Annotated in this window: 12 protein-coding genes; 6 read left to right on the top strand and 6 right to left on the bottom strand. The window is 43.8% G+C overall.

The features are described 5' to 3' along the window. From ABIE26_RS13795 to ABIE26_RS13780, 4 genes are read right to left on the bottom strand one after another with little or no spacing between them, the layout of a single operon-like run. Entirely contained in the window at nt 1–1131 is a 1131-nt protein-coding gene (locus ABIE26_RS13795) for a glycoside hydrolase family 26 protein (RefSeq protein ID WP_310142056.1), read from the bottom strand. Beyond that, entirely contained in the window at nt 1115–2149 is a 1035-nt protein-coding gene (locus ABIE26_RS13790) for an IPT/TIG domain-containing protein (protein ID WP_310142057.1), read from the bottom strand. The genes ABIE26_RS13795 and ABIE26_RS13790 overlap by 17 nt, the downstream gene beginning before the upstream one ends. A gap of 38 nt (nt 2150–2187) precedes the next feature. Continuing rightward, on the bottom strand, nt 2188–3837 hold the full coding sequence (locus tag ABIE26_RS13785; RefSeq protein ID WP_310142058.1) for a RagB/SusD family nutrient uptake outer membrane protein: 1650 nt from the start codon (nt 3835–3837) through the stop codon (nt 2188–2190). A gap of 16 nt (nt 3838–3853) precedes the next feature. Next, nucleotides 3854–7027 carry a SusC/RagA family TonB-linked outer membrane protein gene (locus ABIE26_RS13780; RefSeq protein WP_310142059.1) on the bottom strand — a complete coding sequence of 1058 codons (3174 nt, stop codon included), beginning with the start codon at nt 7025–7027 and terminating at the stop codon, nt 3854–3856. A gap of 228 nt (nt 7028–7255) precedes the next feature. Between ABIE26_RS13780 and ABIE26_RS13775 the strand changes: the two genes are divergently transcribed. Both ABIE26_RS13775 and ABIE26_RS13770 read left to right on the top strand, forming a co-directional pair. Continuing rightward, nucleotides 7256–8131 (top strand): helix-turn-helix domain-containing protein, encoded by an 876-nt coding sequence (locus ABIE26_RS13775; protein ID WP_310142060.1) that lies wholly within the window; start codon nt 7256–7258, stop codon nt 8129–8131. A 24-nt stretch (nt 8132–8155) separates the two neighbouring features. Further along, nucleotides 8156–8809, top strand: a complete 654-nt coding sequence (locus ABIE26_RS13770; RefSeq protein ID WP_310142061.1) for a GDSL-type esterase/lipase family protein — start codon at nt 8156–8158, stop codon at nt 8807–8809. Nucleotides 8810–8904: 95 nt separating this feature from the next. Here the strand turns inward: ABIE26_RS13770 and ABIE26_RS13765 are convergent, their stop codons facing one another. Beyond that, on the bottom strand, nt 8905–9234 hold the full coding sequence (locus ABIE26_RS13765) for a hypothetical protein (RefSeq protein WP_310142062.1): 330 nt from the start codon (nt 9232–9234) through the stop codon (nt 8905–8907). Between the two features lie 27 nt (nt 9235–9261). Beyond that, complete coding sequence (locus ABIE26_RS13760) at nt 9262–9579, bottom strand: hypothetical protein (RefSeq protein WP_310142063.1); 318 nt, start codon at nt 9577–9579, stop codon at nt 9262–9264. 747 nt (nt 9580–10326) lie between these two features. Between ABIE26_RS13760 and ABIE26_RS13755 the strand changes: the two genes are divergently transcribed. From ABIE26_RS13755 to ABIE26_RS13740, 4 genes are all read left to right on the top strand, one after another. After that, complete coding sequence (locus tag ABIE26_RS13755) at nt 10327–10926, top strand: RNA polymerase sigma factor (RefSeq protein ID WP_310142065.1); 600 nt, start codon at nt 10327–10329, stop codon at nt 10924–10926. Between the two features lie 67 nt (nt 10927–10993). Continuing rightward, nucleotides 10994–12130, top strand: coding sequence for a FecR family protein (locus ABIE26_RS13750; RefSeq protein WP_310142066.1), 1137 nt, complete (start codon nt 10994–10996; stop codon nt 12128–12130). A 237-nt stretch (nt 12131–12367) separates the two neighbouring features. Further along, the gene (locus tag ABIE26_RS13745; protein ID WP_310142067.1) at nt 12368–15736 is read left to right on the top strand and encodes a SusC/RagA family TonB-linked outer membrane protein; all 3369 of its coding nucleotides are present in this window, start codon (nt 12368–12370) and stop codon (nt 15734–15736) included. A gap of 10 nt (nt 15737–15746) precedes the next feature. Continuing rightward, nucleotides 15747–17186 carry a RagB/SusD family nutrient uptake outer membrane protein gene (locus tag ABIE26_RS13740; RefSeq protein WP_310142070.1) on the top strand — a complete coding sequence of 480 codons (1440 nt, stop codon included), beginning with the start codon at nt 15747–15749 and terminating at the stop codon, nt 17184–17186. Nucleotides 17187–17208: the final 22 nt, after the last annotated feature.

The raw sequence follows: 17208 nt of genomic DNA, 5'->3' as shown, positions 1-17208 counted from the left end.
TCAATTGGTATCGTATATTTTTTTAGCGCCTAAAGCCTTTTCAAACAACATTCTTTTGTTTTGATAGAATTTCTTAAAATCAGGGGCTGAAACCTGACCTTCGAAAGGAGCGTAATAGTGCATTTTCTTCATTGAGGGCATGTAACCCGCGTTGCGCCACACCAAAACGTAGGATAAAGGATAGTCTTTAATGGCGGGCCATAAAGTGCCGGTCCACCAGTTTGCATCAGGTATTGCCTCATATCCGGTTTCGGCAAAGGCGCTTAGCTTGCCGCGTTCTTTTGCAATCTTGCTGAGGATGGCCAGGTTGTTCTGTACGGCTGTGGTAAATGCGTTTTTGTCCTGGTTTTTGAACTGATACAGGTCGAAGCTCAGCACGTCCACCACATCGTCGCCCGGATAGTATTTCAGGAATTCCTGCTCGCTGGCTACGCCATTGGTATTGTAAACAAAAATGAGGTTGTGCAATTTGCTGTTGTTGTTCAGGTAATCCACAGTAAACCGCCATGCTTTTTTAATTTCAGCCGGACTTGCAACATTTCTTCCCCACCAGAACCAGTTCCCGGATATTTCATGAAAAGGCCGGAAAAGTATCGGAATGGGTTCTCCCTTGCTTCCTTTTAAACTGGAAATAAATTTTGCGGCCTTGTTTAGCCAGGAAATGTAAAGCTGGTGTTTTGCGCCTCCGGGTAAAATTGAGGCTACCGAATTTCTGGTGGTGTCCCAGGAGGATCCCCCGGTTAAAGGATTGTCGAAATGCCAGCTTAGGGTAATGACCGCGCCTTTTCCGTACCCATCCTGGATATACTTTCGCATTTTGCTGAAGGGAATGCCATCGATGTTCCTCAAAGAGTCATGTTCAATACGTCCGAGGTCCCAGCCGTAAATGCCGGGATAATCGTTTACCACCTCTTTAATATCACTCTTGCCAGCTATGTATTTCCAGTTTACGCCATAGGCCAGGTCATCCTGGTGGCCAAATATGATGTGTTTTTGGCTCAGTTTATGGAGGTTTTTATAGAGGGTTTGAGTTTCTTTGTCCGCCGCTTTATCGCTTAGCGGCTGAGCCTCTGCCTGTAATGTGGTTAACAGGCAGAGGCATAAAAATATAGCGTTAATAGAAGCCCACATCGTCTACGTAAATTTGTGAGGTAAGTCCACTGAACTCCTGGAAGGTGATGGCAGTTATTGTGGCAGGGTTACCAAGATTTGTAAATGGCACCTGGTAGTCTGTCCAGGCCCCTTCGGTCAGGATGAGCTCGAAAGTACTGGCAGCGGGGGTCAATGAGATCCTTACTTTTTTGCCGGCCGTGCCCGCACCTCCGTAAATAGAGATTTTAACCCCGGTATAACCACTGGTGCTAAATGCAGGTGCCGCTTTTGTAAAACGTACCGCACCGAAACCAACGGTAAATTTATTTACAATGGCTTTTGTTCCTCTTCTTACAATAGCAGTCTGGTTCATGTCGTAGGTGTTGCTGTAGGAGGTGTTAGACCAGCCGCTGGCCATGGCATCGTCAAATATGGTAGCCTTTAACCCAAATACTTTCGCCGATTTTACCGTTCCTACAGGGGTGGTAACGAAGATGTACCCGGAAACAAAGCCGGCAGGTACTTTTACTTTGATCTCAGTTTGCGTGCTGGAAACGATAGTTGCCGCAGTGGTTTCGAATTTGACCTCCGTTACACCTTTAAAGTAATTTCCCTTTATGCTGATCTCGTCATTCGGTAAGCCTGCCCCCGGGTCGAAGCCGGTGATTGTCGGTGCCGGTTGTTTGATCTGAAAATTTAAACTGGCCGAACCATATTTTGTGCTTACCGTAATTGGATTGTTAAGCGGGTCTGTAAGCTGTGCGGGTATTTTAACGGTTACTGTGTTGTCGTCCCCATAAATCAGGGAGTCTGCCGCTAATGTGCCATTAAAATCGACCTTATAAGTGCTGCTCAGGTTTGTACCCTTGATAGAGATCCATTCTCCATAATCTACAGATGCTAACAGGACATCTCTGTTTACCAGATTGCTGACCCCTGTTATGGTAGGAGGGGCAGTATTTACCGTACTCTCCTTTTTACAGGCATTGAAAGCGTTGAAAAGAAAAAGCAGTACCGCAATCAGTGCATAGCTGCTTATTGATGGCGTTTGTTTCATAATTGCATGATTTAAATTAATCATTAAATAAATATCTTTTACCAATCCGGGTTATTTGATGGGATGGCTTTATTGGAATTCAATTCGTTTAGTGGAAGCGGAAGTAATAGGTTTCTTCGGGCCCTCACTTTCGAAATGTTGTTCTGGCCGGTAGAAATCTTGTTCATCACCTGCAGATAGATGCCCCAGCGCATGAGGTCGAAACGCCTGATGCCTTCCAGGTTAAACTCACGCGCCCTTTCTGCCAGAACAAAACTGCGGAATTGTTCGGCCGTCATGTTGGCAGGGGCATATGCTGCGGGCACAGGTGTTGCGAGTGTCCCGGTTGTAGGGTAACAGCGGAACCTTACCGTATTTAATGCATTATAGGCAAGGGTGGTTGCGCCGTTGACCTCATTTTCGGCCTCAGCATACATCAGTAATACCTCCGAATAACGCAGCAGCGGATAAAAGGCGTCGCTGTTTGCTACGCTGGGATCGGCAACAGCGCTGTATTTGATGGTATAAGCCCTTTCTGCGGTGGTGCTGTTGGTATTGTTGTAGGTGATGCCGTTAACCACTTTGTACAAGGCGGCCTGGGCAAAAGGATAAAAAATATTTGTTCCCTGTAAAGTGGTATAATTGTGCGTGATGCCGTCCAGAACCCGGGCGTCCGCCTCGTCGTAATCTTTATAGTGGTTGTTGGTAGTCCATACGGCCCCTTGTCCGAAGGTAGACCGGGCCGAGAAATACGCGCCGAGGTTATTTACAAAGGCTGTTCCGGCAAGCGATTGCAGTTCCCACATTTGTTCTTTATTGTTCCTGCCTGCAATGCTCCACAGATCTTTCCAGCTTGGTGTTAAGGTGTAAAGCTTACTGTCGATAACCTCTGCCGCCTTGTCTCTTGCCAGTGCATAATAAGCTTTAGAATCCATTCCTTCGTAGCCGGCAACCAGGGTTTTAGCATAGGTGTAATAGCCATTGTCGGTACCGCCCCGAACGGTTACATTGCCTGTTGCTGCGCCCGAGGCCATGGTAAGGTATGTTTTGGCCAGAAATGCTTTTGCAACGCCCTGGTTTACCCTGCCGGTTTCCCCGGCTTTTGGGTGGCCCAAGGGCAGCAGCCTGGTTTCGGCATTTTTAAAATCACTGATCACCACGTCATAGGTTTCTTTAACGGTGGCGCGCGGAATATTGGTTTCGGGCTCGGCGGCCGACAGGGATTTTAGACGAATAGGTACGCCACCATATAACTGTACCAGCTGAAAATAAGCCCAGCCCCTTAAAAAGTAAGCCTCGCCCAGGATCCTGTTTTTGATCTCCTCATCCATGGTGTTGATATTGACTACATTTTCCAGAACGGTATTTGCCCTGGCAATAATGGCGTAGCAGCCTACCCAGGGTTTTTCCCAGCCAAAGTAGGCCTGAGGGTTCCCCGCCCCGGTAGTGCCTAAAAACCAATCGGCACCCGAAACATGGTCATCGTCAAGGATGGTCATATTCCAGAAGGGCTGCAGGTACAGGTCATAAGTATAAAGTTCTGCATATACCCCATTGATGGCGGCCCTGGCATCGCTTTCATTTTTGTAAAAGTTCTCTGGTGAATAAAAGGAATAAGGGGTTTCTTCCAATGCTTTTTTGCAGGAACCGGTACCCAGAAAAAGCAGCCCGGTAGCAAATGCGGTAAAGTATTTTGAAAATGCTTTCATGTTCTGTTTTTAAAGGTTAAAAATTACAACGTAAGGAAAGGTGATAGGTTCTGGCGTTAGGATAGCCCCCCAGGTCGACCCCAAAAAGTGCAGGGTTATCGCCATAGCTGTTGATTTCCGGATCGTAGCCCGAATAATTGGTAAACGTGTAAAGGTTGCTTACTGCCAGGGAAACCCTGAGGCTATTAATGATTTTGGAGTTGAGTGGAAGCTGATAGCTGCAAGTCACGTTTTTGATCCTTACAAAACTTCCGTCTTCAACAAATCTTCTACTGAACAGCTGGTTCCTGAAAAACTGGCGCATCACCTTAGGCCCGGTGGCATTGGTATTGTCGCTTCCCTCGGCCCAGGCGCCATCCAGCGTCTCCTGGGTGATGTTCTTATTGGTACCCAGGTTTCCATTAAAACGGGTATTCATATTGATGATGTCGTTGCCCTGGACGCCGTTGATGAACACGCTCAGGTCAAACCTTTTGTACCTGAAATTATTGGTGAAACCGAAAGTGTAATCTGGATTTACATTGCCGATAAAGGTTCTGTCGGTTTGCGAAATGTTGGTTCTGTCGTTATCCAGATTCTTATATTTGATCTCACCAATGGTTCTCAGGATGATTGCTGTGCCCTGTCCGCTATAGGCCGGGTCGCTTCTTACTTCGGCTTCATTGTCGTAATAGCCATCTTCAACATAACCATACAGCGCGCCGATTGGCTTGCCTACGGTTTGGATGAAAGGTGCATCACCGGTAGAAATATTCCTTCCGTATTGCTCAGTTACATCCGGACTTAAACTTAAGATTTTGTTGCGGTTGAAGGCAATGTTGAAGCTGGAATTCCATTCAAAGTCCTTGTTCTTTAAAACAATTCCGCCAAGTGTAACTTCCAGCCCTTTGTTTTCTATGGAGCCCGAGTTTACCAGTTTGGTTGGGAATCCTGTAGAGGAAGGGATGATGAGGTTTTGTAAGAGGTCGTCGGTTATTTTTTTATACAGGTCGACCTGCAGATTGAACCTTTTGTTAAACATACTCAGGTCTAGCCCGGCGTTATAGGAAGTTGTAGTTTCCCATTTCAGCTTTTCATTAGGAGGCCCTGAGTAGAGGTCGTTGGCAAGGCCGGTTTGCACGGCACCACCAAATACATAATTGTAAACACTTAATTTGGCCAGGGAAGCGTAGGAGCCAATTCCCTGGTTGCCGGTTTGTCCGTAGCTCAAACGTAGTTTTAAATCGTTAATCACCTTCAGGTCTTTCATGAAGGCCTCATTGGATACCCGCCATGCGGCGGCGGCAGACGAAAATCCGGCCCATTTGTTATCCTTGCCAAATTTGCTGGAACCATCCTGGCGATAAGAGAAGGTGAGCAGGTACCGGTCGTCATAGTTGTAGTTTGCCCGACCTAAAAAAGAGATCAGCGTAGATTGATAACGTGAAGTGATGATCGGGAGGGCAGCTTCTGCTGCAGCCATATTCTCGTTTTGCAGCGCATCATTTGGAAAAGTTTTGGCTTCGGCCCTTTTGCTGTTGCCGTTTGTGCGTTCAAAGGTGCCCGCCCCAACAACGTTTAAACTGTGTTTATCTATTTTTTTGTTATAGGTAAGGATACTTTCGGCAACACCACTGTTCCATATGTTGTCAGACTTCAGGCCCCAGCCTTTAACAGCAAAGCCTTCATAAACACTTCTTGGGTAATACTGGTCCCGTGTGCTGGATGCGTAGCTAAAGCCAACGTTTTGTCTGAACTTGAAGTCTTTCAAAAAGGTTGCTTCCAGGTAATTTGAAGTAAAGATGTTAATTCCTTTTACACGATTTAAAACATCATTTACGTAGATGTAGGGGTTGGTGATAAATGCATCACCCACACCGTCGTAATCAATTGGTTCTGACTGGGTGGAAGGGAAGGTGATGGCAGAGCGGATTACCCCGGCGCTTGCCGCATCCGATTTGTCGGTGCCGGTTTTTACACCGTTTGTACGTGAACTTGCCAGAGTTGTGCTGGTACCCACCTTAAAGGTCTTGCTGATGTTCCTGTTCAGGTTTATGCCGAGTCCGAATTTGTTGTAATCGGAATTTGAAATGGTACCTTTCTGATTTAAATAGTTGAAGGAAATGCTGTGGCTGCCCGCATTGCCGCCCCCGGAAACGTTGACGGTGTAGTTTTGAAGGCTGCCTGTACGAAAAATCCGGTCTTGCCAATTGTTGTTATTGCCGATATAGTCTTGTGGTCCTTTGGCGTAATAGGTGCTCCCCGGGTTTAAAGGATCGGGCAGGTTGGTGCCTGGATAAGGCAGGGTATACGCCGTCCCGGTATATTTGTTGGAGTTCAGGTAAGCCAGGTTCTGATAGGCGGCATACTCAGCAGCATTTAAAACATCCAGTTTTCTGGATACCTGTGCCTGGCCTACGGTGAGGTTAAATTCGACTTTGTCTTTTCCTGATTTTCCTTTTCTGGTGGTAATTAAAACTACGCCGTTTGCGCCGCGTGAACCGTAAATTGCAGTTGCAGAGGCATCTTTTAAAATGTCGATGCTTTCAATGTCGCTGGGGTTCAGGAAGGCCATGGCATTTAAAGTCTGCTTTTCGTCTTCACCGATAGACTGCGGGGTGGTACCGGAGCTGCTGTTGTTGAACGGCACTCCATCTATCACATACAGGGGTTCTGTACCGCCAAGAAAGGAATTGGAGCCCCTTACCCTGATGCTCAGGCCTGCTCCGGGGGCACCATCGTTCTGTGTCACATTTACCCCGGCAATTTTTCCCTGTAGTGCCTGCAGTACATTTGTGGGTGCGTCCTTAATCAGATCGTCCCGTTCAATTCTGCTGATCGCGCCCGTCAGATCGGATTTTTTTGCTGTACCGTAACCTACTACAATAACATCCGAAAGCGTATTGCTTGTAGGTTTCAACATGATGTTGAAGGTAGTCCTGCTGCCAATGGCGACCTGCTGTTCTTCCATCCCAAGATAGGAGATGGCTATAGTCTGGGCTGTAGCCGGAATGGCAAGTACAAAGTTCCCCTGCCCATCTGTAATGGTTGCTGTTTTTGTGTTTTTTATACTAACTGAAGCACCTGGAAGGGGGCTGCCGTTTTCATCTGTTACCCTGCCGGATACTTTTTTGTCCTGGGCGAAAGTATGGGTTACAGATAACAGGCATGCAAGTATTGCCAATAAATTAATGGATAGTTTATTAAGCATAAGCGGTTTATTTGGTTAATATCAAAAGTAGCCTTCGATATGTCCTGAAAAATAATACTATTTTATCCATTTGTGATATTTTTATCGCAGTTGTCGTCGTTATTTTTAAAATTAGGGCATTGTATTATTTGCTTAACCTATTTTTGTTGCTAAATAGGAGCTCTTACGCCTATATTTGAATGTTGATATTATTTTATCCATATCATTGGTGTTATTTATACATTTATTGTGCAGAAGGACATGTTAAAAGAAATTACCCCCCTAACCAACAGCGATTGTTTCACTATTTTTGAACGGAAGAAACAGTATTTCGATTTTCCGTTGCATTATCATGAAGAGATGGAGCTGAACTTTATTTCCAATGCCAGCGGAGCAAGAAGGGTAGTCGGCGATCATATTGAAGAGATCGGGGATGTGGAACTGGTATTGGTCGGTTCTAATCTTCCGCATGTGTGGGAAACCCATAAGCTGGATGGAAGGGAAATCCATGAAGTGACCATTCAGTTCCATAAGGATCTTTTTGACGAGAGGTTTTTGCGCAGAAACCAGCTGCGGGTTATCAGGGACCTATTCGAAAAATCAAAATGCGGCATTCTGTTTTCTAAAGAAACAGCACAATTCATAGGGCCAAGACTGGTAAAGCTGAATAAAAAACATGGGTTTGATTCTGTTTTGGAGTTGATGTCCATTCTGCACGATTTATCAAGTTCCAGAAATATGCGTACGTTGTCCGATTCAACTTTTAGTCAGGCCGAATTTTCCTACAATAGCCGGAGAATAGAAAAGGTGATGGAGTACATCAATTTAAATTTTGATAAACAGGTGAACCTAGCCGAAGTAGCCAAAATTGCCAATATGACGGAAGTTTCTTTCAGTCGTTTTTTTAAAAGCAGGACGGGGACTAACTTTACCGATAGTCTTACTGACATCAGGCTGGGGCATGCCTCCAGAAAGCTGATTGATACGACAGAAGCAGTGGCTGAGGTGGCCTACAATTGCGGGTTTAACAATATTTCCAATTTTAACCGCATCTTTAAAAAGAAGAAAGGCTGTACGCCTAAAGAATTCAGGGAGAACCTGTCGGGCAACCGGGTTTTTGTATAACTTAAAAAAATAAACGATATCCAGATGAAAAAGCCAGCGCTGATTTTATTGCTCTTAACTGCCTTTGTTATAGTAAAAGGACAAAATACCCCATTTTATAAAGACATACAGCATTTTAAAAAGCAAGACAGTATCAATTTTCCGCCCAAAAAAGCCATACTTTTTATTGGAAGTTCCACTTTTACCAACTGGAAAGATGTGAATGCCTATTTTCCGGCGCAGACCATCATTAACCGGGGTTTCGGAGGTTCATCGCTACCAGATGTGATCCGCTATGTTGAAGATATTGTTTATCCTTATCATCCGCGGCAGGTGGTGATTTATTGTGGTGAGAATGATTTTACAGGTGGAGCTTCGGCGGATGCTGTGGTGGAACGGGTTGCGCAGCTGCTCAAATTAATAAGGAAAAAATACCCCAGGATTCAGGTTACCTATATTTCTATTAAGCCGAGCCCTTCCAGGGAAAAATACTGGTCTTTAATGCAGGAGGCAAATGCAAAGATCGCCGCAATGATTTCGAAAATGAAACGGACCAGTTACATCAATACCTACGATGCGATGTTCAATACAGATGGTAAAATTATGACCGATATCTTTTTGTCGGACAACCTGCATATGAATGCAAAAGGATATGCCATCTGGGCAAAAATTATGGAACCTTACCTTATTAACAGATAAAAAGAAACGTGATGTCAGATTTTATTAATGTGCTGTCCCGGGCCGATGTTTGTTAAGGGAAAAGCTTCCGGTGATAAGCCGGAAGCTTTTCTGTATTATGGGTTTGGTGCGACCCCTATATCATATTGAAATACTTCTACTGAATTGTCGCTTTTGGTAACAGTACAATAAAGATGGCAATAACCAGCCCATGAAAATGTCAGGTCAACAACCTTGTCATTCCATGGCATAAGCCAAATTACCGCACCGGCATCACCGTCAACAGACCATTCATACGAAACGGCTCCAGGTATTTCATCAATGTAATACCCGTAAGATTCCCCATTGGCGGTTTCTGGTATGCTGGGCGCGTTTGCTCTTATCTGCGCATAGATGCTTGACGAGGCAAATGAAAGAAATAAAATAAACAATAACTTTTTCATCATTAATTAGGTTTAATTTTCAGATTTAAACTACTCTTCGTCAACTATCAGGTACAGATAATTGATGACCTCTGTATAGTCGCTCTTGGTTACAACACAGATTATGTCATAAGCGCCCGGATCATAGAAAATAATATCCAGAAACCTGTCGCCTGCGGGAAAAAGGACGGTTTGCCCTGACCCCTGGACAAACCATTCGTAAGATACGGCCCCTGGTACATTATCTACATAATAGCCATAGGAATCTCCATTGGCATAAGTTGGCTGACCGCCATTCGTTTCCCTTACCTGAGCGTAAATTGTTGAGCAGGCAAAAGACAGGAACAATACTATAAGCAGTTTTTTCATAATTAAGAGGTTTAAATTAATTTTTAAGACAAATGTTGATTTCTTCACGTTATTGTCCGTGAAAATAGGGGAGCGCATAGCGCTTTGGGGGGTGAGTGTTTCGATAGGCGTTAATTTAAGTTGTTCCTACTCTTTTAAAGATTTTCGGATGCTCTTTTAAGGCAAGGGGTTGTCTTTACAGCTGCGTTCTTTAAAACTAGATTTATTTTTTCTCTTATCTGTCAAGCAGATTGGCCGAGTATTAAGCGATTTTATCATGAGGGTTTAAAAGAGATTTTTTAAAACACAAAAGCCCGCAGGACATCAGACCTGCAGGCTTTTAACGGCGAGGTTAATTAACGAGTAGTTCAGTTTTAACCTGCTGTTTCTGGTGTAGCAAGACTGGCATTGGAAGCAAAGACGAAGCGTCCGATTCAACGATTCCATAAGCTACGGCTTGGGTCGCGTTAACAGATTCTCCTATTTTCAGTACCTTTCCCTGATCGTTCAATTTGTAGGGAATAATTGGGTCCAAAGTTTCCTCTTTTTAGAGGTATTTGCCGTACAGTTGCTGCTGTATTACACACATTCTAACCAAAGTATGTGCACAAACAGGACTTAATGCTTATTTACTGACTTCGAAGCTGTAAGTTGCACCCTGCCATGCCGCATTGATGGAAAAACACCAGTGATGAGGATAATATTTTTAAGAGGCATTATTTCCGGCGTAATTTGCTAACATTGTTTTAAAATTTGTATTACCTAAGAATGAGTGGGCAAGGCATAGTTGATTATAGTAAATTACCGGATACAGAACTGGCCGTCTTATTAACACGTGGCGACCAGGCTGCGTTCACGGAGATTTATGACAGGTACTGGAAGCTGATTTATACACATGTCTATAAAATGCTGAGGGATGAGGAAGATGCAAAAGATATTGTTCAGGAAGTTTTTGGTAACCTTTGGATCAGGGCAGCATCCATAAAAAACAACGCCAATATTTCTGGGCTGCTGTATATTGCTGCGAGGAATAAGGTTTTTGATCTGATTGAGAGAAATAAAGTCAGGAGCGATTATATCGGCGAAATTGCCAGTTTTATTTCGGAGAGAGGAAACGACCAGGTAGATACCATTGATGAAAAAAGGATCATTGAAATTCTGGAAAGAGAAATTCAAAAGCTACCTCCGAAGATGAGGGAAATCTTTGAATTGAGCCGTAAGGATAACCTGTCGCATAAAGAAATTGCAGCTAAATTGAACATTTCGGAACAAACGGTAAAAAAGCAGGTACAGAATGCCCTAAAGGCCATTAAGCCAAAACTGAATGACATGGGTGTAAGCATTGTCATGCTGCTGTTGATGCGTTAAATGCATACTATGCAAATATTTTAAAGTTTTTCTACCCCCAGATTTACTTTCACCCGTTTAGCTGTAAATGAACTCCAAAAGAATATATAGGCAAAGGGCAAGAGCATTGGTTAAAAAGTATAACCGCGGACTGGCAACAGCTGAAGAAAAGGCAGTGCTGGAAAACTGGTACATGGAAAAACTGGACAGTCTTTTTCTTGACGATGATGAAATAGATTTCGACCAGGTTGGACCGGAACTTAAAGGCCGCGTGCTTAACCATGCCGGAATTGCTGCCCCGATTATTCAAACCAGGAGCTTTAAGTTATGGCCGCGTATTGCATCTGCGGCAGCTATTATTATAGTTGCCGGAGCTGGCTTATTTTATTATGTTAAGGGTCCTTCAAATGAAATAGCAGGTCTTTCGAGACACAACGATATTGCTCCTGGATCCAATAAAGCTGTTTTAACACTTGCCAGTGGCAAGCAGGTTGCCCTGGCCGATGCGCAAAACGGAGCCCTGGCTACTGAAGATGGGGCCCTCATCAGAAAAACCGCCGATGGACAGCTGGTATATCGCGGAGCTGCTGCAAATGATACCACAACTTTATACAATACGATTTCGATTCCGAAAGGTGGCCAATATACTTTATTGCTTTCAGACGGGACAAAGGTAGTCTTGAATGCAGCCTCTTCACTGAAATATCCGATCCGTTTTAAAGGGACCAGCCGAACCGTTGAATTAGCCGGCGAGGGGTATTTTGAAGTGGCCCATAACCGAGCAAAGCCTTTTAAGGTTATTAGCAGAGGGCAAACTGTGGAAGTGCTGGGCACACACTTTAATGTGAACGCTTATTTGGATGAACCAGGCGTTAAAACCACGCTGCTGGAGGGTAGTGTGGATGTGAATGGTACAATACTTAAACCTGACCAGCAATCGGTGCTATTGGATGATAAGACAATTCGTGTGAGAACAGTTGATGTGGACGATGTTGTGGCATGGAAGGATGGCTTATTTAAATTTGATCATACTGATATTAAGACCCTCATGCGCCAAATTTCACGCTGGTATGATGTGGAAGTAGCTTATGAACCCGGCATTAAAGATGAACAGTTTTATGGAAAAATTGAAAGAAGTTATACGCTCTCTGAAGTATTAAAAGTGCTGGAACTCGGAAAAGTGCATTTCCGGGTAGAGGGGAGAAAAATAATAGTCATGCCGTAATACGGAAAAATAAATACACCTAAAATCAACTCATAATTAACTAAAACTAAACCAACCAGAATGAAAAAATCTATACAACAAAGCGGCTAAGCCAGTTAGGAGGTTAGCGGTATACAAAAAAGCCCGGAGAAGGCTTCGACACTTTTCTCCGGACCTACGTTTGGGCTAACCTGATCCGATAAATCGGAATGATGAATAATTCTTGAAAATTAATCCAAACCCAAACAATACAAACGTATGAATTTATACTCATATGCGAAAGTTTCCCATAAACCAGGGGGGCAGCTGCGTAAAATCATTATGGTAATGAAACTGATTTTTTTCATAATCACCATCGCTTGTGTGCAGGTATCTGCAATTGGATACGCGCAAAAAGTAAGCATCAATCAAAAAGATGTTATGCTTACCAAAGTTTTTTCTGACATAGAAAGCCAGACAGGCTATAGTTTCTTTTGGAAGAATGATGACCTGACAAAGATTAAGATAGATGTAAAGCTTCAGAATGTGTCTTTGGAAGATGCATTGAAAGAGATTTTCCAGGGTTTGCCACTAACTTATTCCATCTCCAAAAAATCAATTGTAGTGCAGCCAAAAGTACCTTCCTTACTGGATAAACTTACCGAGGTTTTTAAAGATACAGATGTCCGTGGTGTTGTTGCAGACGCAAAAGGTGAACCGCTTCCCGGTGCAACAGTTTCTGTTAAAGATGGTAAGGCCAGGACAATAACGAATGCCCGTGGTGAATTTGTATTGAAAAATGTAGCCGATGACGCCATTTTGCAGGTATCTTTTATGGGTTATGTAACTAAAGAAGTCCCCGTTGGAAACCGCATCATAGGCATCAGACTGGAATTGAGTAACTCTAAACTGGATGAAATTCAGGTGATGGCTTACGGCCAAACCAGTCGTCGTTTTTCTACAGGGAATATCACTACTGTTACCGCCGAGGAAATTGCGAAACAGCCGGTAATGAACCCTTTGCTGACTTTGGTAGGCAAGGTTCCGGGAATGACGGTAACGCCTAACACCGGGTATGCAAGTGGAACCATTAAGGTGGAAATCCGTGGCCGGAGCACCATCAGCTCAAAATTTCCTTCAGATCCTTTGTATATTATCGATGGGGTGCCACTTACTTATTTAGATATCGGTGGAAATTCCAGTTATGAAGCAGGTTCTCCAGGAATTATACAGAACGGAAGTTACACAGCAGGCTGGGGCCAGAGCCCATTGTTTAATATCAATCCTGCCAGCATATCTAGTATAGAAGTATTAAAAGATGCCGATGCGACGGCAATCTATGGCTCCAGAGGAGCTAATGGTGTGATCCTGATCACTACCAAAAAGGGAATACAGGGCCCAACGAGTATTTCTGCAAATGTTTCTCAGGGAATTAATGTGGTTACCCGCTATTGGGATCTGTTAAATACAAAAGATTATGTAAAAATGAGAAAGGAGGCCTTTAAGAATGATGGCATCACACCCACCTTGCTCAACGCTCCTGATCTTATCGCCTGGGATACCACCAGATATACCAACTGGCAAAAGGAACTTTGGGGAAATACAGGAAAAATCACAACTGTCAATTTAAGTATTTCGGGGGGCAATGAAAACACCCAGTTTAACATTAATCCGGGATATAGCAGGACAACGGATATCATGACAAACAGTGGATCCAATAAAAGTGCCAACATGGGGTTTAGCATCAGCAATGCTGCCTTCAATAAGAAGTTGAAAACTAATTTTCAGGGGGCCTATACTTATACCAATGTCAATACAAATAGTACACCATCGGTAGCCGGACTTGCACCTAACGCACCACCAATATTCGACAGCATGGGACAGTTGAATTATAAAGAATGGAATGATGCGGGATTACCAAATTCCTATCCCTTTGGCTCGCTCAAAGCTTTGGCCTACTCAAAGACATCCTTAATATTGGGGAGCCTGGATATTTCTTATGAGTTGTTTACCGGACTGCAGCTAAGTAGCCGTTTTGGTTACAATACCAGTCACAATACGGGTGGCGGGGCACAGCCGATTTCATCGCAAAATCCTGCGACCAGTCCGACCGGTAGCATGATGGTTGGAACTAACGAAAACCAAAACTGGAATATTGATCCGCAATTGAACTATCAGCGAACTATAGGCAAAGGTAATTTATCTGTACTCCTGGCGGCTACATTGTCGGGCAGTATTGCTTCGGGTCAGAATATTATGGGCTTTGGATTTGAAGATGATAACCTGCTGGGTTCTATATCCTTTGCTCCATTTAAGCTGATTAACGATACCTATGGCCAATATAAATATGCGGCGCTATCTGGCCGGATCACCTACAACTGGGATAGTAAATATTTTGTGAACATCAGTGGACGACGGGATGGATCTTCACGTTTTGGCCCGGGAAAACAATATGGAAATTTTGGTGCTGTAGGCCTGGCATGGATCGCATCGCAGGAAACCTGGGCTAAAAATGTCCTCCCCTCCTTTATGAGCTTTTTAAAATTCAGAGGCAGTTACGGATTAACGGGCAGTGACGGTGTAGGGGATTACCAATACATTAGCCAATGGTCAAGTCAGCCAGGTGGTACACCATTGTACACTTATGGTGGAATTACACCGCTGGTAAGTCTGCATGCTGTAAATCCGGATTACCAATGGCAGGTAAACAAAAAGCTGGAAGCCGCAATGGAGACGGGGCTCTTTAATGATAGAATAACACTTAGCGCTGTTTACTATCAAAACCGATGTGGAAATCAGTTAACCAGCTACCCAACCCCTCGTTATACAGGGTTTGATGGGGTAACTGCCAACTGGGCAGCTACCGTTCAAAATAGCGGGTGGGAGTTTGCTATGAATAGCAGTATCATCGCTGAACGGGATTTTAGCTGGGACATGGGCTTAAACGGGGGAACCAATAAGAACATCCTGCTCAAGTACCCGGATCTTAAACTCTCACCATATGCAACCCAATATGTTATCGGCAAGTCTGTAAATGATAAATATCTTTTACACTATATCGGTATTGATCCAATGACTGGCCAATATGCTTTCGAAGATCGCAACAAAGACGGCGTGATTAATGTAAATCCATTTGAACAGCCTGGACAGAAAGATGACCGCTATATCGTGATCAATTCTGACCCGAAATTTACCGGGAGTATTGAAAACCGGTTCCGTTATAAAAATATGGCATTGAGTTTTTCCCTGTATTATAAAAATCAAATGGGCATCAGCGCTTTTTATAGTGGTATGCCAGCAGGGAATTTTGGGAACATACCAACAGAAATTTTTGAAAACCGTTGGCAATATCCCGGACAGCAGGCTAAATATGCGATCCTGACCACTACTTCGGGCGGACCGCAAAATGGATATGTTTCATCATCCGATCTGTATTATACTGATGCATCTTACCTGCGGCTGCAAAATGTTGCATTTTCTTATGTCGTTCCGGAGAAAGTGCTGAAAAATAAGAAGCTTAGCTTTTCTGTAAATGCACAGAATTTATTGGTGTTTACAAAATATAAAGGTATCGATCCTGATACACAGAATTTTACGGCAATGCCTACTGCTAAAATAATTACTGCTGGACTTAATCTTACATTTTAAACTAATGATTATGCTTAACCATCATACAAATAAATTATTACTGTTTATATCCGCCTTTTTATTGGTTTCCTGTGGTAAACTCCTCGAGATTCCGGAGCCTAAAAACAGCCTCACTACTGAAAAAGTGTTTAACAACGAAACACAGGCAAAAGGTGCGATGGCCGGTGTGCTTACCCAGATGATCAATACCAGTGCTTACGCGTCTTTTAGTTCCGGACTCAGCAGTTTGCTGGGACGTAGTTCGGCCGATGAACTGGATAACGTATTGAATCCGGGAGATAACTATTATAGAAACGCACTTACCGCTCAGGATGGTCAGAGTAATGGCATCTGGAACTCTGCCTATCAGACCATATATGGTGCCAATGGCGTGATAGAAGGTATTGCCGAATCAAAGTCGCCTTTATTGGGCGAAAAGCTCAGAAAAGAGCTGACGGCTGAAGCTAAGTTTATCCGCGCTTTTTGTTATTTCTACCTGGTAAATACTTACGGAGACGTACCATTAGTACTCACCATTAACCTGGCTAAAAATACAAATATGGAACGCACGCCAACAACAAAGGTGTATGAACAGATCGTTACTGACCTTAAAGATGCGGCAAATATATTGCCTGCAGATTATTCCAGCGGTAACGGAGAAAGGATCAGGGCCAATAAATGGGCGGCAAAAGCCTTGCTGGCCAGGGTTTATCTTTACACAGGGAATTACGGGGATGCCATTCTGGAAGCAACAGATGTAATTGGTCAAACCAACCTTTATCAGCTGGAGCTTGTTGACCTGAACAAGGTTTTTTTGAAAAACAGTTCAGAAACCATCTGGCAGCTGCAACAAAGTACACAAGTGGATTTTTCTGGTAATGCCGTGCCTGAAGCGATATATTTGATGCCAAGCCCGCTCCATACCGGGGTTTCCAGTGATCTTTCTGCCAACCTGCTCCGTGCTTTTGACGAAGGAGATCTCCGAAAAGCAGCCTGGATAGATAGTACGGATTTCGTTTCGGGGAGTAATATGGTCCATGCAAGGTTCGTGTATAAGTATAAAACAGGTCTGCACAACAAGGTCGTTAATGCCGAGGCTTCCGAATATTATATGGTATTGAGGCTGGCCGAAATGTATCTGGTGAGGGGCGAAGCAAGGGTATTGAATGGACCAATCAGCACAGGCATTGCGGACCTCAATGTATTGCGCCTTCGTGCAGGCGTAAATCCATTACCTACATCACTTGGAAAAGAAGAGGCTCTGGCCGCCGTTGCAAAAGAAAGGCAGGCAGAACTTTTTGGAGAATGGGGACACCGTTGGTTCGACTTAAAAAGAACAGGAAAAGCAGAAGCAGTACTGTCTGCAATTCCGGCCAAACAGCCCTGGAGAGGCAATTACCAGTTGTTGTATCCAATTCCTAAAGACGAATTGGAAAGAAATCATTTCCTCAAGCAAAATCCAAACTATTAGAAACAGTCTTATCATTAAAAAT

It is taken from the genome of Pedobacter africanus, assembly GCF_040548825.1.
GTDB classification, from domain to species: Bacteria; Bacteroidota; Bacteroidia; order Sphingobacteriales; family Sphingobacteriaceae; genus Pedobacter; species Pedobacter africanus_A.
The sequence above is the reverse complement of the archived record's forward strand: the minus strand, read 5'-3'. Positions and strand labels throughout refer to the sequence as shown.